At 67.2% G+C, this 20,900-nt stretch carries 22 protein-coding genes; 6 read left to right on the top strand and 16 right to left on the bottom strand.

Annotated features, from left to right (window positions below; all coding sequences use genetic code 11):
* Positions 1–25: 25 nt before the first annotated feature.
* The 3 genes from slmA to argB are packed head-to-tail and all read right to left on the bottom strand — an operon-like array spanning position 26 to position 2,345.
* Positions 26–691 (bottom strand): nucleoid occlusion factor SlmA, encoded by a 666-nt coding sequence (gene slmA, locus SB771_RS24115; protein WP_105834793.1) that lies wholly within the window; start codon positions 689–691, stop codon positions 26–28.
* Entirely contained in the window at positions 658–1,449 is a 792-nt protein-coding gene (locus SB771_RS24120) for an HAD-IA family hydrolase (protein ID WP_175661995.1), read from the bottom strand. Before SB771_RS24120 ends, slmA begins: the two co-directional genes overlap by 34 nt.
* Positions 1,446–2,345 (bottom strand): acetylglutamate kinase, encoded by a 900-nt coding sequence (gene argB / locus SB771_RS24125; protein WP_006754950.1) that lies wholly within the window; start codon positions 2,343–2,345, stop codon positions 1,446–1,448. The genes SB771_RS24120 and argB overlap by 4 nt, the downstream gene beginning before the upstream one ends.
* 296 nt (positions 2,346–2,641) lie before the next feature.
* Between argB and SB771_RS24130 the strand changes: the two genes are divergently transcribed.
* The 3 genes from SB771_RS24130 (at position 2,642) to SB771_RS24140 (ending at position 4,977) form a co-directional block, all read left to right on the top strand.
* A complete protein-coding gene (locus SB771_RS24130; RefSeq protein WP_175661996.1) occupies positions 2,642–2,866 on the top strand; it encodes a cysteine-rich CWC family protein in 225 nt (74 codons plus the stop codon).
* Between the two features lie 148 nt (positions 2,867–3,014).
* A complete protein-coding gene (locus tag SB771_RS24135) occupies positions 3,015–4,421 on the top strand; it encodes an ATP-binding protein (protein WP_175661997.1) in 1,407 nt (468 codons plus the stop codon).
* 13 nt (positions 4,422–4,434) lie between these two features.
* Entirely contained in the window at positions 4,435–4,977 is a 543-nt protein-coding gene (locus tag SB771_RS24140) for a response regulator transcription factor (protein WP_011658200.1), read from the top strand.
* 79 nt (positions 4,978–5,056) lie between these two features.
* Here SB771_RS24140 and hslU read toward each other — a convergent pair whose 3' ends face one another.
* The 9 genes from hslU to SB771_RS24185 form a co-directional block, all read right to left on the bottom strand.
* Positions 5,057–6,400 (bottom strand): ATP-dependent protease ATPase subunit HslU, encoded by a 1,344-nt coding sequence (gene hslU / locus SB771_RS24145; protein ID WP_175661998.1) that lies wholly within the window; start codon positions 6,398–6,400, stop codon positions 5,057–5,059.
* Between the two features lie 10 nt (positions 6,401–6,410).
* Positions 6,411–6,947: an ATP-dependent protease subunit HslV gene (hslV, locus tag SB771_RS24150; RefSeq protein WP_006760749.1), complete on the bottom strand. Its 537-nt coding sequence runs from the start codon at positions 6,945–6,947 to the stop codon at positions 6,411–6,413.
* Between the two features lie 235 nt (positions 6,948–7,182).
* Positions 7,183–7,599 carry an RNA polymerase-binding protein DksA gene (gene dksA / locus SB771_RS24155; protein ID WP_006477498.1) on the bottom strand — a complete coding sequence of 139 codons (417 nt, stop codon included), beginning with the start codon at positions 7,597–7,599 and terminating at the stop codon, positions 7,183–7,185.
* Positions 7,600–8,089: 490 nt separating this feature from the next.
* Positions 8,090–9,166, bottom strand: coding sequence for a CobW family GTP-binding protein (locus tag SB771_RS24160; RefSeq protein ID WP_410721823.1), 1,077 nt, complete (start codon positions 9,164–9,166; stop codon positions 8,090–8,092).
* Between the two features lie 192 nt (positions 9,167–9,358).
* Positions 9,359–10,573, bottom strand: coding sequence for a class I SAM-dependent rRNA methyltransferase (locus SB771_RS24165; RefSeq protein WP_175662000.1), 1,215 nt, complete (start codon positions 10,571–10,573; stop codon positions 9,359–9,361).
* Between the two features lie 76 nt (positions 10,574–10,649).
* Complete coding sequence (gene xerC / locus SB771_RS24170) at positions 10,650–11,570, bottom strand: tyrosine recombinase XerC (RefSeq protein ID WP_175662001.1); 921 nt, start codon at positions 11,568–11,570, stop codon at positions 10,650–10,652.
* A gap of 13 nt (positions 11,571–11,583) precedes the next feature.
* Positions 11,584–12,309 carry a DUF484 family protein gene (locus tag SB771_RS24175; protein ID WP_012364946.1) on the bottom strand — a complete coding sequence of 242 codons (726 nt, stop codon included), beginning with the start codon at positions 12,307–12,309 and terminating at the stop codon, positions 11,584–11,586.
* 37 nt (positions 12,310–12,346) lie between these two features.
* Positions 12,347–13,216: a diaminopimelate epimerase gene (gene dapF, locus SB771_RS24180; RefSeq protein WP_175662002.1), complete on the bottom strand. Its 870-nt coding sequence runs from the start codon at positions 13,214–13,216 to the stop codon at positions 12,347–12,349.
* A 232-nt stretch (positions 13,217–13,448) separates the two neighbouring features.
* Positions 13,449–14,333 (bottom strand): lipid A biosynthesis lauroyl acyltransferase, encoded by an 885-nt coding sequence (locus SB771_RS24185; protein WP_175662003.1) that lies wholly within the window; start codon positions 14,331–14,333, stop codon positions 13,449–13,451.
* 265 nt (positions 14,334–14,598) lie between these two features.
* On the opposite strand from SB771_RS24185, the gene metK reads away from it, so the two are divergent.
* On the top strand, positions 14,599–15,786 hold the full coding sequence (metK, locus tag SB771_RS24190) for a methionine adenosyltransferase (RefSeq protein ID WP_006753004.1): 1,188 nt from the start codon (positions 14,599–14,601) through the stop codon (positions 15,784–15,786).
* 110 nt (positions 15,787–15,896) lie between these two features.
* Here the strand turns inward: metK and SB771_RS24195 are convergent, their stop codons facing one another.
* Positions 15,897–16,238, bottom strand: coding sequence for a hypothetical protein (locus tag SB771_RS24195; RefSeq protein ID WP_006753005.1), 342 nt, complete (start codon positions 16,236–16,238; stop codon positions 15,897–15,899).
* 353 nt (positions 16,239–16,591) lie between these two features.
* On the opposite strand from SB771_RS24195, the gene SB771_RS24200 reads away from it, so the two are divergent.
* Positions 16,592–17,365, top strand: a complete 774-nt coding sequence (locus tag SB771_RS24200; RefSeq protein WP_105834783.1) for a phytanoyl-CoA dioxygenase family protein — start codon at positions 16,592–16,594, stop codon at positions 17,363–17,365.
* Positions 17,366–17,539: 174 nt separating this feature from the next.
* Here the strand turns inward: SB771_RS24200 and SB771_RS24205 are convergent, their stop codons facing one another.
* Positions 17,540–17,746: a DUF3185 family protein gene (locus SB771_RS24205; RefSeq protein WP_006753007.1), complete on the bottom strand. Its 207-nt coding sequence runs from the start codon at positions 17,744–17,746 to the stop codon at positions 17,540–17,542.
* Positions 17,747–17,930: 184 nt separating this feature from the next.
* Between SB771_RS24205 and mgrA the strand changes: the two genes are divergently transcribed.
* Complete coding sequence (gene mgrA / locus SB771_RS24210) at positions 17,931–18,974, top strand: L-glyceraldehyde 3-phosphate reductase (RefSeq protein WP_011658188.1); 1,044 nt, start codon at positions 17,931–17,933, stop codon at positions 18,972–18,974.
* Between the two features lie 117 nt (positions 18,975–19,091).
* Here the strand turns inward: mgrA and SB771_RS24215 are convergent, their stop codons facing one another.
* Positions 19,092–19,277: a hypothetical protein gene (locus SB771_RS24215; RefSeq protein ID WP_011658187.1), complete on the bottom strand. Its 186-nt coding sequence runs from the start codon at positions 19,275–19,277 to the stop codon at positions 19,092–19,094.
* Between the two features lie 298 nt (positions 19,278–19,575).
* The gene (locus SB771_RS24220) at positions 19,576–20,457 is read right to left on the bottom strand and encodes a DMT family transporter (RefSeq protein ID WP_175662004.1); all 882 of its coding nucleotides are present in this window, start codon (positions 20,455–20,457) and stop codon (positions 19,576–19,578) included.
* Positions 20,458–20,900: the final 443 nt, after the last annotated feature.

The raw sequence follows: 20,900 nt of genomic DNA on the forward strand, positions 1-20,900 counted from the left end.
CGCGGCGAATCCGGCGGGTCGTGCGTTACTGCAGAATCAGCAGCAGATGCGCATCGGCCTGTTCACCCGGCGCCTGCTTGAATCCGCTCTTCGCGAAACGGTGCCAGCGCCCGATCACGTAGCTGACGAGCAGGCTCGCGCGGGCGGCGGGATCGTAGTCGGCCGGCAACGTGAACGGTGCGGCGCCGTCCTGCGGCGCGTTGGCCTCTGTGCGCGCGACCCTCAGGCATTGCTTGACGGTCGCCTCGATCCGGTCGAGCAACTGATTCACGCGTTCGGTGAGCCGCTCGTCCTCGCCGATCAGGGCCTCGCCGGTCAGCACGCGCGTCATCCCCGGGTTCTTCGCGGTGAAATTGAGCATCGTCAGCGCGATCGTGCGTGCCTGCAGCACGCCGTTCGGCTCCTTGGCAACGATCTGGTTGACGAGTCCGAACAGCGCCTGCTCGATGAACTCGATCAGCCCTTCGTACATCTTCGCCTTGCTGGCGAAATGCCGGTAGAGCGCGGCTTCCGACACGTCGAGCCGGGCCGCGAGCGCGGCGGTCGTGATTTTCTCGGGCTTCGGCACCTCGAGCATCGCGGCGAGCGTCTGCAGGATCATCACGCGCCGCTCGCCCGGCTTCGGGCGCGGGCGGGACGGCGTGGCCTGGTCTTCCTTTACGGCTTGGTCCTGCGGGTAAGTCGGCTGCATTTCTGTCGCCCCGATCGTGTGCCCAGTCGGAGCGATTTTAACGAACGAATGCGCTGGTCGACATAATGTGGACGGCCGATGCTCGGCAGATGGCCCGGCAGGTGGCCGGTGATCCATACGGTACCGATGCCGAGCCGCTTGTAGCGTTTCAGATGACTGCGGGTATCTTCGACGAGGATCGCGTCGGCCAGCCGCGCATGCGCGGCACGCAAGGTCCGGCGCAGCATCGTGTGGTCGGGCTTCGCGCGCCAGGTGCGCCGGTCGCGCATGTGCTCGATCGCGATCACGCGCTCGAACAGCCGCTCGATGCGCAGTTCGCGCAGTACCGCCCGTGCGTAGTTCTCCGGCGCGTTGGTCAGCACGAACTTGCGGCCCGGCAGCGCGGCGACGATGCGCGCGAGGCCGCGCTCGGCGCGCAGCATCGCGGGCAGGTCGGCAAACGTGTGGACGACCCGCAGGAAGTCGTTCGGATCGATCGGATGATGGCGCGTGAGGCCGAGGAGCGCGGCGCCGTAGCGCTGCGTGTAGCCGGTGCGCAGGCGGTCGGCCTCGGCACGCCCGACGTGGAGCGTGTCGATGATGTACTGCGTCATCGCGCGGTTGATCTCCGGAAAGATCGCGTGCGATGCGTGGTGCAGCGTGTTGTCGAGATCGAACAGCCAGACGGGCGCGCCGGCACGCGGCCGGCTGCGGGAGATGCGCCGGCGTCGCAGCGACGCCGGCAGGTCGGAACGCTTGGGCAGGCGGCGTGCGCTCAATGCGAGCGGATCATCGTGCCGAAAGGCTGCTCGGTCAGGATTTCCAGCAGGACCGAGTGCTCGATCCGGCCGTCGACGATGTGCACCGACTTCACGCCGCTCTTCGCGGCGTCGAGCGCCGACGAGATCTTCGGCAGCATGCCGCCCGAGATCGTGCCGTCCTCGAACAGCGCGTCGATCTCGCGTGCCGACAGGTCGGTCAGCAGGTTGCCGTCCTTGTCCATCACGCCGGGGATGTTGGTCATCATCAACAGCTTCTCGGCGTTCAGCACGGTCGCGAGCTTGCCGGCGACGAGGTCGGCATTGATGTTGTACGACAGGCCGTCCTCACCGAAGCCGATCGGCGAGATCACCGGGATGAACGCGTCGTCCTGCAGCGCCTTCACGACGGCCGGATTGATCGCCTCGACTTCGCCGACCTGGCCGATGTCGATGTACTGGCCCGGGTTGTCGCGGTCCGGCATCAGCAGCTTGCGCGCGTGGATCAGGCCGCCGTCCTTGCCCGTCAGGCCCACCGCATGGCCGCCGAAGTGGTTGATCAGCGTCACGATGTCCTGCTGCACTTCGCCGCCCAGCACCCATTCGACGACTTCCATCGTCTCTTCGTCGGTGACGCGCATGCCCTGGATGAAGGTGCCGGCCTTGCCGATCTTCTTCAGTGCCTGATCGATCTGCGGACCGCCGCCGTGGACGATCACCGGGTTGATGCCGACCAGTTTCAGCAGGATCACGTCGCGTGCGAAGCCTTGCTTGAGCCGCTCTTCCGTCATCGCATTGCCGCCGTATTTGATGACCACGGTCTTGCCGTGGTAGCGACGGATGTACGGCAGCGCTTCCGCGAGGATTTCTGCTTTCAGCGTGGGGGCGATCTGCGAGAGGTCGATGGGCTCGGACATGGCGGCAGCTCTGGCTGGGAACGGTTGAAACAGGGCGAATTGTACAGGAGTGGCGCAGCGCAGCATCGGGTTTTTGGGCTGGCCGGACGGTGGGTGCCGCGGGCCGCGGCCCATACGCGGCGGCCCGCCGGCCGTGGCGCGGGGCCTCGCGACGGCGCCGCGGGCCGGGCGGGCGGCGCGTGTGCCCGGACGTGTTTTGCGGGACGCATCGGCCGATCGGCCGACGTGCAAAATCCGTCCGCCGCGCTATGCTTGTCGCGTAGGGTGACGTTCATGCCCGTTACCGCGCCTTCGCCATGACCGATTCCGCCGTCGACACTCGTTCGACCCCACGCCGCGCGCGCTGCCCGCACTGCGGGCGCGGCTTCGACTGCGGCGCCGGTACCCAGCCGTTCGACTGCTGGTGCGCGTCGATGCCGGTCGTGCCCGGCGGCGCGCCGCCGGCGGCCGGCACGCGCTGCCGGTGCCCCGAGTGCCTCGCCGACGAGATCGCCCAGCGCATGGCCAGTGCGGCCGGCTGACGGCGCAGCCTCGTGCGACCGGCCGAGGCGCCGGCTTGTCCGGCCGTTCCTTCGTGCGTTCGTGCGTTCGTGCGTTCGTGCGTGCGTTCGTCCGCCACGATCCGGCCCCCGGTAGAGGCGCCGCGCGCTAAACGGGTAAACTGCTCGGATGCAACGAATCACCACCACCGGGCGCGTCAACCTCAGTCACCTGTTCTGGCTGCGCAATCTCGCGATCATCGGCCAGCTCGTGACGATCGGCGTCGTGCAGACCTATTTCGGCGTGCACCTGCCGTTGCCGGCGATGCTGATGGTCATCGCGCTCGAAATCGTTTTCAACGCGCTGACCTGGGTGCGCGTGCTGCGCGCGCGGCCCGAGACCGATTTCGAGCTGCTCGGCCAGCTGTGGGTCGACCTCGGTGCGCTGTCGGCGCTGCTGTTCCTGTCGGGCGGCACGACCAACCCGTTTGTGTCGCTGTATCTGCCGTCGCTCGCGATCGCGGCGGCCGTGCTGCCGTGGCACCTGATGATCTGGCTCGCGGCGTTCGCGGTCGCGTGCTACGCGGCGCTCGGCTTCGATTCGGTGCCGCTCAACATGGATAACCCGGCGAACCTGTTCGACTACTACCGCACCGGGATGTGGGTGAACTTCATGGTCAGCGTCGGGCTGATCGCGTGGTTCGTCGCGCGCATGTCGAACGCGCTGCGCCAGCGCGATTCGGCGCTCGGCGAAGCGCAGGCGCACCTGCTGCGCGACGAGCGCGCGGTCGCGCTCGGCGTGCAGGCCGCCACCGTCGCACATGAGATGGGCACGCCGCTGTCGACGATCGCGATGCTCGCGGAGGAACTGCGCGACGCGGCGCGCGCCGATCCGGGGCTGGCGCGCTACGAGGCTGACCTGAAGGTGCTGGAAGAGCAGATGACGCTCTGCACGTCGGCGCTCGCGCGCCTGCGCAGCCGCGCGAGCGCGCCGGCGAGCCGCCAGCCGGTGGACGACTGGCTCGATACCTTCGTCGAGCACTGGCGCCTGCGGCATCCGCACGTGCAGTTCGAACTGCTGGGCGCGCGCCCGTCGGGTGTCGCGCTCGACGACACGGTCGCGGCCGGCCAGATCCTGACGATCCTGCTCGACAACGCCGCGCGGGCGAGCCCGCATCGCGTGACGCTGGCCGCGAAGCTCGCGCACAACGAGCGGGCGGCCGACCAGATCGAATTCGAAGTACGCGACGACGGCCCGGGCATTCCGGCCGCGTTGCGCGAATCGCTCGGCGCGATGCCGGTCGACAGCACGCAGGGCGGACACGGAGTCGGCCTGTACCTCGCGTTCAGCGCGGCCGTGCGCCTGGGCGGCGAGATCGAGCTGTCCGACGTCACGCCGCGCGCGGCGGGCGGCAACGGGCGCGCCGCCGGCGGCGCGAATGGTCACGCCGCTGCGGCGTCAGGCCAGCGCACGACCGAACGGGCGGCAGCCGCGCCGGACAGCCGCGCGGCCGGCTCGCCGGGCCGCGGCACGCGCGCGGTGCTGCGCCTGCCGGTGGCGCGCATCGCGGCGCCGGCCGCCTTAACCAACACGTAGACGGAGAAACCACATGAGCGAGAACAATTTCCTGGTGATCGACGACAACGAGGTGTTCGCGGGCACGCTCGCGCGCGGCCTCGAGCGCCGCGGCTATGCGGTCCAGCAGGCGCACGACAAGGAGGCGGCGCTCCGGCTCGCGGCCGGCGGCAAGTTCCAGTTCATCACCGTCGACCTGCATCTCGGCGAGGATTCGGGCCTGAGCCTGATCGCGCCGCTGTGCGACCTGCAACCCGACGCGCGGATCCTCGTGCTGACCGGCTATGCGAGCATCGCGACCGCCGTGCAGGCCGTGAAGGAAGGCGCCGACAACTATCTCGCGAAGCCGGCGAACATCGAGTCGATCCTGGCCGCGCTGCAGACCAACGCCAGCGAAGTGCAGGCCGACGAGGCGCTCGAGAATCCGGTCGTGCTGTCGGTCGACCGGCTCGAATGGGAGCACATCCAGCGCGTGCTCGCGGAGAACAACAACAACATCTCGGCCACCGCGCGCGCGCTGAACATGCACCGCCGCACGCTGCAGCGCAAGCTCGCGAAGAAGCCGGTGCGCCAGTAAGCGGCGCCGCAGCACCAACGGCACCAACGAAAACGGGCGGCCCGCCGGGCCGCCCGTTTCGCATTCGACGCCGCGCGCGTTACAGCACGTAGCGCGACAGGTCTTCGTCCTGCGACACTTCGCCGAGCGCATTCTCGACATATTTCGCGTCGATCGTCACGCGCTCGCCGGCGTGGTTGCCGGCCGAGAATGACACTTCCTCGAGCAGCTTCTCGATCACCGTGTACAGCCGGCGCGCACCGATGTTCTCGGTCTTCTCGTTGACCGCATACGCGATCTCGGCGAGGCGGCGGATGCCGTCCGCAGCGAACTCGAGTTGCACGTCTTCCGTGGCGAGCAGCGCCTGGTACTGCTTGACGAGGCTCGCGTCGGTCGCGTCGAGGATCGCCTCGAAATCCTCCACCGACAGCGAGTCGAGCTCGACGCGGATCGGAAAGCGCCCCTGCAGTTCGGGGATCAGGTCGCTCGGCTTCGCGAGGTGGAACGCGCCGCTCGCGATGAACAGGATGTGATCGGTCTTCACCATCCCGTACTTCGTGTTGACGGTCGTGCCCTCGACGAGCGGCAGCAGGTCGCGCTGCACGCCCTGGCGCGACACTTCGCCGCCGCTGCCTTCGTTGTTGCGCGACGTGATCTTGTCGATTTCGTCGAGGAACACGATGCCGTTCTGCTCAACGTTCTGCACGGCCTTCGTCTTCACTTCCTCGTCGTTGAGCATCTTCGCCGCTTCCTCGTCGGTCAGCAGCTTCAGCGCTTCCTTGATCTTGACCTTGCGACGCTGCTTCTTGCCGCTGCCGAGGTTCGAGAACATCGAGCGGATCTGCTCGGTCATTTCTTCCATCCCCGGCGGCGCCATGATGTCCATGCCCGCCGACGGCTGCTCGAGGTCGAGCTCGACTTCCTTGTCGTCGAGCTGGCCTTCGCGCAGGCGCTTGCGGAAGGTCTGGCGCGTCGCGTTGTTGTCGTCGTTCGCGTGATCGGCGTTGCCGCCGAAGCCGACCGCGCGCGGTTGCGGCAGCAGGACGTCGAGGATGCGGTCTTCCGCCTGGTCGGTCGCCTTGCTGCGCACCTTGCGCATCTCGGCTTCACGCGTCTGCTTGACCGAGATCTCGATCAGGTCGCGCACGATGCTGTCGACGTCACGGCCGACGTAGCCGACTTCGGTGAACTTGGTGGCTTCGATCTTGACGAACGGCGCATCGGCGAGCTTCGCGAGGCGGCGCGCGATTTCGGTCTTGCCGACGCCCGTCGGCCCGATCATCAGGATGTTCTTCGGCGTGATTTCCTGGCGCAGCGGCTCGCCGACCTGCTGGCGGCGCCAGCGGTTGCGCAGCGCGACCGCGACGGCCTTCTTCGCCTTGGCCTGACCGATGATGTGCTTGTCGAGTTCCGAGACGATCTCGGCAGGGGTCATGGTGCTCATGGTGCGGTCCTTACTCGATCGTTTCGATGATGCGGTTGTGGTTCGTGTAGATGCACATGTCGCCGGCGATCTCGAGCGACTTCTCGACGATTTCGCGCGGGGACAGCTCGGTGTTCTCCGCGAGCGCGCGAGCCGCGGCCTGCGCGTACGCACCGCCCGAGCCGATCGCGCAGATGCCGCCTTCCGGGTCGAGCACGTCGCCGTTGCCGGTGATCACGAGCGTGGTGGTGGCATCGGCCGTGATCAGCATCGCCTCGAGGCGGCGCAGCATCCGGTCGGTGCGCCAGTCCTTCGCGAGCTCGACGGCCGCGCGGGTCAGATTGCCCTGATGCTTCTCGAGTTTCGCCTCGAAGCGATCGAGCAGCGAGAACGCATCGGCGGTGCCGCCCGCGAATCCGACCAGAACCTGGTTGTTGTAGATCCGCCGCACTTTCCGCGCGCCACCCTTCATGACGATGTTGCCGAGGGTTACCTGGCCGTCGCCGCCGAGCGCGACCTTGTCGCCGCGCCGGACCGAAACGATGGTCGTGCCGTGAAATTGCTCCATCTGCGTTCCTTGAGAAAAACGGGGAAGAGTCGGGCGGCGCGAGGCGCCGCCGCGTGAATCGCAGTGCGCCGGGGAGCGGCCCGGCGCGCGTCCGATTCATTTTAGGGCGGGCGCCGGGATATCAAGAGGCGGAGGGGGCAAATCGGCCGGCCGGGAACCGTGCCGGAAAAACAAAAAGCGCGCGGCAGGCCGCGCGCTTCCGGGAAGCAGCGTGTCAGAGCGGAACGCCGCTCGATCAGTCGCCGAACAGCTTCTGGCGCAGCTCGCGGCGCTCTTGCGCCTCGAGCGACAGCGTCGCCGTCGGACGCGCGAGCAGGCGCGGGATGCCGATCGGTTCGCCGGTTTCCTCGCACCAGCCGTAATCGCCGGAATCGATGCGGGCGAGCGACTGCTGAACCTTCTTGAGGAGCTTGCGTTCGCGGTCGCGCGTACGCAGCTCGAGCGCGTGCTCTTCCTCGATCGTCGCGCGATCGGCGGGGTCGGGCACGATCACCGTCTCGCGCAGATTCTCGGTCGTCTGGCCGGCATTCTTGAGGATGTCCGCCTGCAACTGTTCGAGCCGATTTTTGAAGAAGGCGAGCTGATCCTCATTCATGTAATCCTTGTCGCTCATCTTCAGGATTTCGGCTTCGGTCAAGAGTTTCTTCGTCATCTGCTTGCTTCTTCAATGTGCGGCAAATCAGGAGATATTGCCTGCACTTTGGGATTACCCGCAACCGCGCTTGCAATCATTTGCGATCTGCCGCCGCGGGGCCGAAAGCCTCTGGAAAACCGGTTCTCAAATACCAGGACAGGCCTGGCGCTGATTTGCGCGCGGCGAACCGGTGCTGCGCGGCAAATCGCATCGGCCGCGGCCGGGTGGCGGATGGGCGATCCGGCGCGGTTGCGACGCCCGGTATTGGTTCAGCAAGAACCGGGCCTGTTATTGCCGTACTCCAGCGGGCACGTATTGTAACTGAATCGCAAGCGGGCGCCGTATCGGGTCGATCCCCGTCGGCTGCGCCAATATCTAGAAAATATAACGCGCAAATCGCGAAAAAGCGATGACGGTGAAACCCTTGCCGCGCAAGGCACCCGCCAAGCACCGCGGCCGCCCGTGAAGGCGGCCGCGTGAAAGGCACCCGATGCCGGGGCCTGAACGCTCAGGCGAGGCAGGCGTCGAGGCCGTCGGTGATCAGGTCCTGCGGCAGATCGACGCCGATGAACACCATCTTGTTGGTCTTCTTCTCGACCGGCAGCCACTTCGCGGCGAGGTCGCTGCCCATCATCTGGTGCACGCCCTGGAACACGACCTTGCGATCGACGCCCTTCATGTACAGCACGCCCTTGTAGCGCAGCATCCGTTCGCCGTAGATCTGCAGAATGCCCCCGAGGAAGTCTTCCAGCTTGTTCGGGTCGAACGGGCGGTCGTTGCGATACACGAACGACTTGATCTTGTCGTCGTGGTGCGCGTAGTGGTGGTGATGGCCGTGGTCGTGATCGTGCGCGCATTGGCCGTGATCGTGGTCGCAATCGGCGTGATCGTGATCATGGCCGTGATCGTGGTGATCGTGCGCATGGTCGTCCTCGGCGAGGAAATCCGGGTCGATCTCGAGCTTCGCGTTCAGGTTGAAGCCGCGCAGGTCGAAGATTTCCTTGATGTCGGCTTCGCCGAAGTTGACGATCTTGATCGTCGCCTTCGGGTTCATGTGCATCAGGCGGTGCTTCAGGCCGGCGACGGTCTGGTCGTCGACGAGATCCGACTTCGTGATGAACAGGCGATCGGCGAAGCCGACCTGGCGCTGCACGACTTCGTGTTCGTCGAGCTGCGCGTTCGCGTGCTTCGCGTCGACGAGCGTGATGACCGCATCCAGCAGGAAGTCGTCGGCGATTTCGCTGTCGATGAAGAAGGTTTGCGCGACGGGGCCCGGGTTCGCGAGGCCGGTGGTTTCGATCACGATGCGGTCGAAGTCGAGCTTGCCTTCGCGCTTCTTCGCGGCCAGATCGCCGAGCGCGCGGGCGAGGTCGCCGCGGATCGTGCAGCAGATGCAGCCGTTGCTCATCTGGATGATCTGCTCGTTCGAGTCCTGCACGAGGATCTCGTTGTCGATGTTCTCTTCGCCGAACTCGTTCTCGATCACGGCGATCTTCATGCCGTGCTGTTCGTTCAGGATGCGCTTGAGCAGCGTCGTCTTGCCGCTGCCGAGGAAGCCGGTGAGGATGGTGACGGGAGTGGCCATGTCGGTCGCCTGTGGTTCGTGAATCGGGGTCAAAACCAGGATGTGCGTCGCGCCTCCCGCTCCGAGCGGAGGCGCACAACCATCCATTGAAACATACCTGTCAAGCCCCCGCCCGTCGTCCGGACGACAGGCGAAAGCGCTGGCCCGCCAGATCGGGCTGGCGCGCCGGGTTGTCCGCCAAGATCGGGGCGATCAGACGATTTGCAACAGCAGGCCCTTCAGATATTCGCCTTCCGGGAACGCGGCGAGCAGCGGGTGGTCGACGCCCGCGCCGAGCCGCTTCAGGATGCGCGCGTCGACCTTCGCGTCGGCCGCCGCGCCCGCGACGATCTTCTGGAACAGGTCCATGTCGATCGCGCCCGAGCACGAGTACGTGAACAGCAGGCCGCCCGGGCGCAGCAGCTTGAAGCCGCTCAGGTTGATGTCCTTGTAGGCGCGCGCCGCGCGATCGACGCTGTCGCGGGTCGGCGCGAACTTCGGCGGATCGAGCACGATCAGGTCGAAACGCTCGCCTTCGTCGACGAGGCGGCGCAGCGTCTTGAATGCATCGGCGTCGAGCCAGGTCGCGCGTTCGGCGTCGAAGCCGTTGGCCACGACGTTCTGCTGCGCGAGCGCGAGCGCATCGCCCGACGAGTCGATCGACACGACGCGTTTCGCGCCGCCCTTGAGCGCCGCGAGCGAGAAGCCGCCCGTGTAGCAGAAGCAGTTCAGCACGTCGCGATCGGCCGCGTACTGCGCGACCAGCGCGCGGTTGTCGCGCTGGTCGACGTAGAAGCCCGTCTTGTGGCCGTTCGGCACGTCGACGTGATAGCGGACGCCGTTTTCGTTCGCGATCAGCGTCGCGGGCGGCGCATCGCCGGCCAGCACGCCGGTCGTCTGTTCGAGCCCTTCCTTGTCGCGGATCGACACGTCCGAGCGCTCGTACACGTTCGGGCAGCCGGTCGCGCCGGTGAGCGCCGCGACGATCGCGTCCTTCCACGCTTCGACGCCCGCGGCCATGAACTGGCAGACGAGCTGGCCGCGCGGCGTGGCGCCGGCTTCGGCCGTGTCCGCGACGTAGTAGTCGACGATCAGCCCCGGCAGCCCGTCGGCCTCGCCGAACACGAGCCGCACCGCGCCCGTGCCCGACACCATCGTCGTACGGTGCGCGACCGCGCGCTGCACGCGGCGCTTGAAGAATGCGTGATCGATCGGCTCGTTCTCGTCGAAGCTCCACACGCGCACGCGGATCTGCGACTGCGGGCTGTACGCGCCGCGCGCGAGGAAGCGGCCGTCGTGCGCACGCACGATGACGGTCGCGCCGGGCGCAGGCTTGCCGTCGACGCGGTCGATCGCATTGGCGTAGATCCACGGATGGCGGCGCAGCAGCGATTTTTCCTTGGACGGCTTGAGGGTGACGGTTTGCATGATGAGATCGAAATGGGCCGTGCGCGACGCCGGCCGTGGCCGGCCGCCGCGCGCGGCGGGTAACACGGGACGCGCGTCAGTCGCGCTTCTTCGCGCGCGGATGCGCGCTGTCGTAAATCTTCGCGAGGTGCTGGAAGTCGAGCGACGTGTAGACCTGCGTCGCGGAGATGCTCGCGTGGCCAAGCAGTTCCTGCACCGCGCGCAGGTCGCCGCTCGACTGCAGCACGTGCGTCGCGAACGAATGGCGCAGCACGTGCGGGTGGACATTGGCGGGGATGCCCGCGGCGAGCGCCGCGCGCTTCACGCGCTCGCGCACGACGCCCGGCGCCATCCGGTTGCCGCGCACGGACACGAACAGCGGATGCGGGTCGTGCTTCACGAATTCGCCGCGCACGGAGAGCCACGCGTTCAGCGCATCGATCGCCTTGCGGCCGACCGGCACCTTGCGTTCCTTGTTGCCCTTGCCGCGCACGGTGACTTCGGCTTCGGCGAGATCGAGCCAGCCGGCCGAGCGGTAGCCGTCGGCCTGCGTGTACCTGACGTCGAGCCCGACCAATTCGGCGAGGCGCAGCCCCGATGAATAGAACAGCTCGAGGATCGCGTGATCGCGGATGCCTTCGGTCGTGCCGGCGAGCGGCGCGTCCATCAGCGCCGAGGCGTCGTCGACCGACAGCGCTTTCGGCAAGGTTTTCGGGCGTTTCGGCGCACGCACCGCGGCGACCGGGTTCGCGGGCATCTCGATGTGCTGCGCGAGCCAGCGGTAGAACGCGCGCCAGGCGGACAGCCGGTGCGAGATCGAGCGCGCCGACAGCCCGCCCGCATGCGCGCGCGCGACCGCGCCGCGCATGTCGACGGCCGTCAGCGTGTCGAGCGGGCGACCGGCGGCGAGCTTCTTCAGTTCGTCGAGTTCGTGCGTGTACGCGCGCAGCGTGTGTTCCGACAGCTGCCTGACGTGCTTCAGGTTCGACAGGTAGGCGGCGATCGGATCGTCGGTCATCGCGGGCGCGACATCAGTGCGGCAGCAGGCGCGTGAGCGCGGCGCTCGCAAGCGTCGCGATCTGCGCGAGGAAGTCGGTCGCCATCCCGTCGTGGAAGCGGCGCGGATCGGGCGAGCCGAGCACGAGCAGGCCGAACGCGGGCGCATCGGTGCCGGCGAGCGGCGCGCGCAGCGCGAGCAGCGCGACCGACGTGGCCGCGCCGTCGCCGGCCGGCGCGGCTTCGGCGCCTTCCGCCGCGTTCGCGGCCGGTGCCGCGAGCGCGGGCGCGAGCCACTGGGCAGCCTCGAAACCGGTGTTCGCGCCGCAGTACGGCGTCGACAGCCCGTTCGTGAACAGGCGCACTTCCTCGCCGACCTGGCGCGCGAAATCGGCCTGCGCGTAGGTGTCGGCGACGTCCCACACGCGCAGCGCGGTCTGCGGCACGTCGAACACGTCGGCGATGCCTTCGGCGATCGTGCGCGGCAGCGCGTACGGGTCGCGTTCCGCGATCACGCGCGCGGTCCAGCGGCTGAACTTCGCGGACAGGCTGTCGTTCTCGTGGCCGTAGCGCACGAGCTCGGCGAGCCGGCGCTCGAGATGCTTGTTCTTGTCGCGCAGCATCTCCATCTGCCGCTCCTGCAGCGAGATCGCGGCCTTGCCGTGCGGGTTCGCGAGGCGGATCGTCGCGAGCAGTTCGGCGTGCTGCGCGAAGAATTCGGGATTGGCGAGCAGGTAGTCGGCGACTTCGCGATCGTTCATGTGGCTGGAGCGTTCAGTTATCAAGGACGTTGCAGGGTCAGGCGGTGAGGTCGATCTCGCCTTCGAACACGGTCGCGGCAGGCCCGGCCATCATCAGCGCGGCGGCTTCGTCGCGCGCGCCGTCCCAGCCGATCGTCAGCGTGCCGCCGTGCGTATGGACGGTCACCGGCGAATCGAGCAGGCCGCGCCGGATGCCGGCCGCGACCGCCGCGCACGCACCCGTGCCGCACGCGAGCGTCTCGCCCGCGCCGCGTTCGTACACGCGCAGCTTCACTTCGTGGCGCGACACGATCTGCATGAAGCCGGCGTTCACGCGCTGCGGGAAGCGCGCATGGCGCTCGATCAGCGGGCCTTCTTCGAGCACCGGATACGCTTCGACGTCGTCGACGATCTGCACCGCATGCGGATTGCCCATCGACACCGCCGAAATCCAGCGCGGCGCGCCGCCGACGTCGAGCGGCCACAGCGTGTCGCGGCCTTCGGTGCGGCCGTCGAGGCCCGACGCTTCAAACGGCACCTGCGCCGGCGCGAACACGGGCGCCCCCATGTCGACGACGACTTCGCCGTTGTCCTGCAGCGTCAGCGTGATCAGGCCCTTCATGACCTGCACGCGCACGCTGCGCTTGTCGGTCAGGCCGCGGTCGCTGACGAACTTCACGAAGCAGCGTGCGCCGTTGCCGCAGTGTTCGACTTCGCCGCCGTCGCAATTGAAGATCCGGTACTTGAAATCCGCGCCGTCGACAGTCGGCTTTTCGACGAGCAGCAACTGGTCGGCGCCGATGCCGAAGTGCCGGTTGGCGAGCGCGCGCACCTGCGCTTCGGTGAGCGGCGGCAACGCACGCGAATAGCCGTCGAGCACGACGAAGTCGTTGCCCGCGCCGTGCATCTTGGTGAACGAGAGTTTCACTGGGTCCGGAATTCCATGACGAACAAGGCGGCCAGCACGACGCGAGGCCGGCGGCCGTGTGCCGGGCGGCGTCGTTCGTCGTGCTGATCTCAGCCGCAAATGATACATGCAGCGGACAGGGGCGTCCTGCACGGCCATGCCGGCATCGCGCCCGAAATGGCGCTGCGTCTCGGAGCGGGGCTTGGCGAGGCCGGCGAGCGCATGACGGCTCGCTCGCGGTCGCCCGGCAGGGTCAGTACAGGCTCGGCTCGCCGGGCGGGCGCGTCTTGAAGCGCTTGTGAACCCAGTAGTACTGCTCCGGCATCAGCGGGATCTGTTGCTCGAGGAATTCGTTCATCCGCCGCGCGTCGAGATCGTCGTCGCCGGTCGGGTAGTGATCCCACGGCTTGAACACCTTCAGCCGGTAGCCCTTGTAGTTCGGCAGCACCTCGCCGATGAACGGCACGACCTGCGCGTGGCCCGCCTTCGCGAGCCGGCCGACGGCCGTCAGCGTGCAGGCGGGCACGCCGAAGAAGGGCACGAACGTCGAGTTGCGCAGCCCGTAGTCCATGTCGGCACCGAGCATCACGGGCTTGCGGTCGCGCAGCCAGCGCAGCACGATGCGCGCGCTGTCCGCGCGGCCCGCCAGTTCCGCGCCGAAGCGGCTGCGGCCGGCTTTGGCCGCGGCGTCGATTTCCGGATTCTTCATCGGCGTATAGAGCGAGCCGCACATACGGCCGAGTGCGAGATTGAGCGCCATCGAGCCGGCCTCGATGCCGACGAAATGGAGACCGAGCAGCAGGGTGGGCGGCATGTCCGGATCGCTCAGGTCGATCTCGCTGTCGATCGTGAACAGCTTGCGGTAGGCCTGTTCCGACGCGAACCACTGATAGCTGCGCTCGACGTAGCTGCGGATCGCATGGCGGAAATGCTGGCCGGCCACTTCCTCGCGCCGTTCGTCGCTCCAGTCGGGGAAGCAGAGTTTCAGATTGGTATGTACGATGCGCTTTCGCCGGCTGGGAATCTGATACAGCAGCCAGCCGAGGCCATCGCCGAAGCGCGCGGTCACACCGTACGGCAGCAGGGCGAGCAGCTTCAGAAAGCCGATGGCGAGATGCGTGCCGAGGCGGCCTAGCATGCGGAATCTCCGTGGGGCCGGCTGGCCGGCACGTTGCGAACAGGGGGGTAGGACAGCGGGCGATACAGCACGGGCGGCGCTCTGTGACAATTCACGAAAGTCGCTATAATACGGGCTTCGCCGAGTTAACTGACAACTTGCGGGGCGAAGCCGGCTGGCGCGAAGCGCGCTGCCCGGTCCTGGTAATCCGCTAAAGCGTCGCCGCTTCAGGCCCAACGAAGCTGGCTACGTGAAACCAACCGTAACCACACAGGAGCCTGAAAAAGTGGCAAACGATTATCTCTTCACGTCCGAATCCGTCTCCGAAGGCCATCCGGACAAAGTCGCGGACCAGATCTCGGACGCGATTCTCGACGCCATCCTCGAGCAGGACAAATATTCCCGCGTTGCGGCCGAAACGCTGTGCAACACGGGTCTCGTCGTTCTCGCCGGTGAAATCACCACGACGGCCAACATCGATTACATCCAGATCGCGCGCGACACGATCAAGCGCATCGGCTACGACAACACCGACTACGGCATCGACTACAAGGGTTGCGCGGTGCTCGTCGCGTACGACAAGCAGTCGCCCGACATCGCGCAAGGCGTCGATCGCGCCCATGACGACAACCTCGATCAAGGCGCGGGCGATCAGGGCCTGATGTTCGGTTACGCATGCGACGAAACGCCGGAACTGATGCCGCTGCCGATCTACCTGTCGCACCGCCTCGTCGAGCGCCAGGCCAGCCTGCGCCGCGACGGCCGCCTGCCGTGGCTGCGTCCGGACGCGAAGTCGCAGGTGACGGTTCGCTACGTCGACGGCCGCCCGGATTCGATCGACACCGTCGTGCTGTCGACGCAGCACGCACCGGACATCGAACTGCCGGCGCTGCGCGAAGCCGTGATCGAGGAAATCATCAAGCCGACGCTGCCGGCCGACCTGATCAAGGGCGACATCAAGTTCCTGGTGAACCCGACCGGCCGGTTCGTGATCGGCGGCCCGCAGGGCGACTGCGGCCTGACGGGCCGCAAGATCATCGTCGACACGTACGGCGGTGCCGCACCGCACGGCGGCGGCGCGTTCTCGGGCAAGGATCCGTCGAAGGTCGACCGCTCGGCAGCGTATGCCGGCCGCTACGTCGCGAAGAACATCGTCGCGGCAGGCCTCGCGTCGCGCGCGCTGATCCAGGTGTCGTACGCGATCGGCGTCGCCGAGCCGACCTCGGTGATGGTCAACACGTTCGGCACGGGCCGCGTGTCGGATGCGGTGATCACGAAGCTCGTGCGCGAGCATTTCGACCTGCGTCCGAAGGGCATCATCAAGATGCTCGACCTGCTGCGCCCGATCTACGAGAAGACGGCAGCTTACGGCCACTTCGGCCGCGAAGAGCCGGAATTCTCGTGGGAAGCAACCGACAAGGCACTCGTGCTGGCCGAAGCGGCCGGCGTGGAGCCGACGGCACGCGTCGCGTAAGCGGCGTCCCGCCTGAAACGAAAAACCCCGGCATGCCGGGGTTTTTTTATGCGTGTCGAGCGCCGGCGAAATGACGGCGATCGCGGCGGACATTGCCCGCCGGCGCGGTTTCAGCGCGCGCTGAACCCGAACCACCCATTGCTGGCCGCGAGGCGGCGCGGGCGGTTGATGCGGCGCTGCGGGCCGAGCGTGCGGCGCAGCGCGAGCGCGCGCAGCGACGACGGCTTCTGCAGCAGCGAACGCAGGCCGGCGCGGCGTGCGAACGCCTGCGCGCTCATCATCGAGAAGAATGCGTGGAACCACGCACGGATGCCGTCCAGCCGGCTGTGCGCGTGCGTGTGCCTGGCGAGTGCCTGCGTGCGGGCGCGGTGATGGCGCAGCGAGCGGGCGGGAGCGGACGGCACGACGCGCTTCGCAGCGCGGTTGAAACGGGAAGTCAGACGGAATGGCATGTGAACGATGCTTCGCTTGTATGGATGGCGCCCTTGAAGAGCGCACTGGTATGAACGGCCTCGGATGACGCAACGGATCTTACCGAAAGTCGTTGCGCGCCGCGCCCGCCAGAATTGACAGGCCGCGACAGGCTACAAGGGTTTCGTGACGCGCAAAAGTCGCGATAAACCCTTGTGCCGCAAGCGAGTCGCCGCATACCGCCTGTCGCTGAGGCTCCCGCCGCGCCGTACAGTTCCCTTGATCGCGATCAAATCCGCGATTGGCATGCCCCTGCGCACGACAATGGCGCTGTTCGCGGTATCCGGCGCCGATTTACAATCGTCAAATTCACACAATAAACGTCTGGCATCCCATGTCGTCTTCATTGCAGTCGGAATCGATCCGCGCGCAAGTCGCGGAATTGCGCGAACGTGGTTTCGTCGTCGCGCGCGGCCTCGTCGGCGAAGCGCAGTGCGCGGCGCTCAAGCGCATCGCGGAGCGCCAGTTGCAGGAAGCGGCGGAGCCGATCGAGTTCGAGGCGGATTTGCGCTACCCGGGCGCGCCCGAGTCGAAGCATGCGCCGGGCGGTCATACGGTGCGGCGGCTGCTGGACGCCTATGGGCGCGATCCGGCGTTCGCCGAGCGCGCGATCGCGCCCGAAATCGGCGCGTGGATGCGCGAGTACTTCGGCGAGCAGCCGGTGCTGTCGCGCACGCATCACAACTGCATGATGACGAAGCACCCCGCGTACGGGAGCCTGACGGGCTGGCATCGCGACTTCCGCTACTGGTCGTTCGAACGCGCGGACATGGTGTCGGTGTGGCTCGCGCTCGGGCCGGAAACGAATGAAAACGGCGCGCTCTGGCTGGTGCCCGGGTCGCACACGGCCGAATTCGGGCCGGAAGCGTTCGACGACGCGAAGTTCTTCCGCAGCGACCTGCCGGAGAACCGCAAGATGATCGATGCGGCAACCTGCCCGCCGCTCCAGACGGGCGACGTCGTGTTCTTTCACTGCAACACGCTGCATTCGGCGGGGCAGAACCGCTCCGACCAGGTGAAGTTCTCGCTCGTCTACACGTATCACGGGGTGAGCAACCGGCCGGTGCCGGGCACGCGTTCGGCAACGAAGCCGGAAGTGCAGTTCTAGCAGCGGTCCGGACGGCGATGCAGCCGTGCCGGTCGCCCGCAGCCGGTCGCCCGCTGCGGCGCTGGGCCGCGTGGGCGGATGAAGAAACGGGCGGCCTGGGCCGCCCGTTGCGTTTTGAACCGCTCGCTCGCGCGCCGCGCACCGCGAGTCGTCGCGCGCCGCGCGGCTGCTAGATCAGCGCTTGTTGCCCGGCATCGCGAGGCCGATCAGGCCTATCAGCGACGCGACGGCGCCGCCCGCGATCAGCAGGATCGTCTTCGTGGCGGGCGAGCCGGTGAAGAAGCGCGACATGTTGTCGTTGATCGAATGGAACGACTGGCCGCCGAAATACAGCAGCACGACGCCGCCGACGAGCAGTGCAACCGAGATGACCCGGGACATACCAACCTCGCTGTAACGGTGATTCGAGACGGCGCAGTGTAGGCGACGCGCGCGGTCGCGTCCATTGCCGTGCAGGCTCGCGCCGCGTTCGCTACCATAGCCGTCGTTGTTTCCTTCGCCGCCGGCGCGCGATGCTCGCGTGCGGCGCGCGTCCCTTCCCCCGACGTCCTGACGGAACCGACCCATGGCCTATGAAGCAGCTTCCGAACGTTATGCCGACATGCAATACCGCACCTGCGGCAAATCCGGGCTCAAACTGCCCGCGCTGTCGCTCGGTCTGTGGCACAACTTCGGCGACTCGACGCCGATCGACACGCAGCGCGACATCCTGCGCACCGCGTTCGATCTCGGCATCAATCACTTCGACCTGGCGAACAACTACGGGCCGCCGTACGGCAGCGCCGAAACCAATTTCGGCCGGCTGCTGAAGGAAGATTTCCGGCCGTACCGCGACGAGCTGCTGATCTCGACGAAGGCCGGCTGGGACATGTGGCCGGGGCCGTACGGCAGCGGCGGCGGATCGCGCAAGTACGTGCTCGCGAGCCTCGACCAGAGCCTGCAGCGAATGGGCCTCGACTACGTCGACATCTTCTATTCGCATCGTTTCGACGCGCACACGCCGCTCGAGGAAACGGCCGGCGCGCTCGCGTCGGCCGTGCGGCAGGGCAAGGCGCTGTACATCGGCATCTCGTCGTATTCGGCCGCGAAGACGCGCGAGATGGCCGAACTGCTCGCGCAATACCAGGTGCCGCTGCTGATCCACCAGCCTTCGTACAACATGCTGAACCGCTGGATCGAGCAGGATCTGCTCGGGACGCTCGACGAGATCGGCACGGGCAGCATCGCGTTCACGCCGCTCGCGCAGGGGTTGCTGACGTCGAAATACCTGAACGGCGTGCCGGCCGATGCGCGGGTGAACAAGCCGGGCGGCGGTTCGCTGAAACAGGACCATCTGAGCGCGGACAACCTCGAGCACGTGCGCAAGCTCAACGGCATCGCGCAGCGGCGCGGGCAAAGCCTCGCGCAGATGGCGCTCGCGTGGGTGCTGCGCAATGGTCGCGTGACGTCGGCGCTGATCGGTGCGAGCCGCGCGGAGCAGGTGCGTGAAAACGTCGGCGCGCTGAAGAACCTCGAGTTCTCGGCCGACGAACTCGCGGAGATCGACCGTCATGCGACCGAAGGCGGCATCAATCTGTGGGAAAAGCCGTCCACCGATCAGGCGATCTGACCGGTAGCGAGGACAGTCGATACGGAATGCGAACGATCGCATCCCTTATCGCGGCGCACGCAAGCAAGCCGTCACGTCGCTGCGGTGCAGCGATGTGACCGGCGCGCGAACGCGTCGCTACAGCAGTGCGGGAAGGCCTTCGACGAGCAACACCGCAACGCCGACGCCGAGCATCACGCCGAGCACGCGCAGCAGGTTGTGGCGGAATTGGGTCGCGCAGGGCACCGCGCCGAGAAATAGCGCGCCGGCCAGCGCCATCGGAATCAACAGGATGAAGTCGCCGATCGTGAAATAGGTCGTCATGCGTGTCTCCATAGTCGGCCGGCGCAGGCGCACGCGCCTGTACCCGCCCCATGCCGGGCATTTCTAATATGTGCCGGACCGATTGCGAGTGGGGCCGGCAGTTCGAGTATAGGCAACCGCGCAGCGTTTTTCGCTATCCGAACCATTAAAAGTATGCGGAAACCCCGGGAATTCTGCATTTCCCCGGGGAATCAGACGAATGCCTTGCGCATGGCTTTCCGGCTCCTTTCCGTTTGCGCGCGAACGTCGTACATGTTCGAGGCGGGCCGCCGCACCCGCGGGTGCGGCGGCCGTCCGCTTACGCGCGCTCGGGTTGCGCGCGAGCGGCCGGTGTGCGAAACACGAGCACGAGCCCCGCGACGATCGCCGCCATGCCGGCGAGCGCGAGCGGCGCCGGCCGGTTACCGAGCCAGACGGCATCCATCAGCGTGGTGACGACGGGCACGAGATAGAACAGGCTCGTCACGTTGACGAGATCGCCGCGCTGCATCAACCGGTAGAACAGCAACTGCGCGATCACCGAGATCACGATGCCCAGCCACAGCAGCGGCACGACGAACGCCCAGCTCGCATCGAGCGAGATAGGCCGGAACGGCAGGATCGCCACGCACAACGCGAGGCCGATCGCGTTCTGCAGCGGCAGCACGTCGCCGGGCGCGGCGCGCACGCGCTTTTGCAGCAGTGAGCCGACGGTCAGCGCGGCGAGCGCCGTGAGCGCGCAGGCGATGCCGATGATCGGCAGGCCGGCGCCGCCCACGCCGCGGCACACGACGAGCGCGAGGCCGGCGAGCGACAGCGCGAGCCCCGCGACGCGCATCGGTTGCCAGCGTCGCTCGACCATCGCGAGCGTGACGATCGGCTGCACGCCGAGGATCGTCGCGAGCACGCCCGGTGCGATCCCCTGATCGAGCGCGAGCAGGTAGAAGATCGAATAGCCGCCCATCATCAGCAGGCCGGTCAGCGCGGCCATGCGCCGCTCGCCGCGCGGCGGCAGCCAGCGGCCGCGCATGACGGCCAGGACGAGCAGCACGAGTGACGCGAGCGCGAAACGTGCGGTGAGAAAGACGAACGCGGATGCGTGACGCAGACCGAGTTCAGCGAAGATCGCGCCGCTGCTCCACAGCAGCACGAAGAGCGACGTCACGCCATGCGCGGCGAGCGCGCGTTTGAACGAAACCATGTGAATCCACCTGTCGAACGGATCGATACGTTCCATGTCGCGCGCGCGGCAACGCGCCGTGCGTGACGACGCACGAACGGCTGCACACGGGCGAATGGAAAACGAAAAAGCGAAAGCCGGCTGGTCAGCCGACGCGTGCCGCCGGCGGGGGCGGCGCGGCGCCGACGAGCGGCGGTGCGACAGGAGGAGGAAGGACCGACGGATGCGCGCACGCCTGCGGCCGCGAGTCGAACTGCGGCCGGGATTGAGCGAGTGCGGACGTGAACGGATGCATCGTGTCGAAATGCGCTTGAACGCGGATGAGCGTCAACGGTACCGCAACGCGGCCATCCGGCGCAACTGTCTGCGCAAAGACTCGGTTGCGTGCGGGAACGTCATGTGATGCCGCCGCGTTCGCGTAGGCGCGGCCATGCCGACCGCGAGCACGCCGGCGCGCGCACGCA

Origin of the sequence: Burkholderia sp. SIMBA_051, from assembly GCF_046534915.1 — a bacterium.
GTDB classification, from domain to species: domain Bacteria; phylum Pseudomonadota; class Gammaproteobacteria; order Burkholderiales; family Burkholderiaceae; genus Burkholderia; species Burkholderia ambifaria.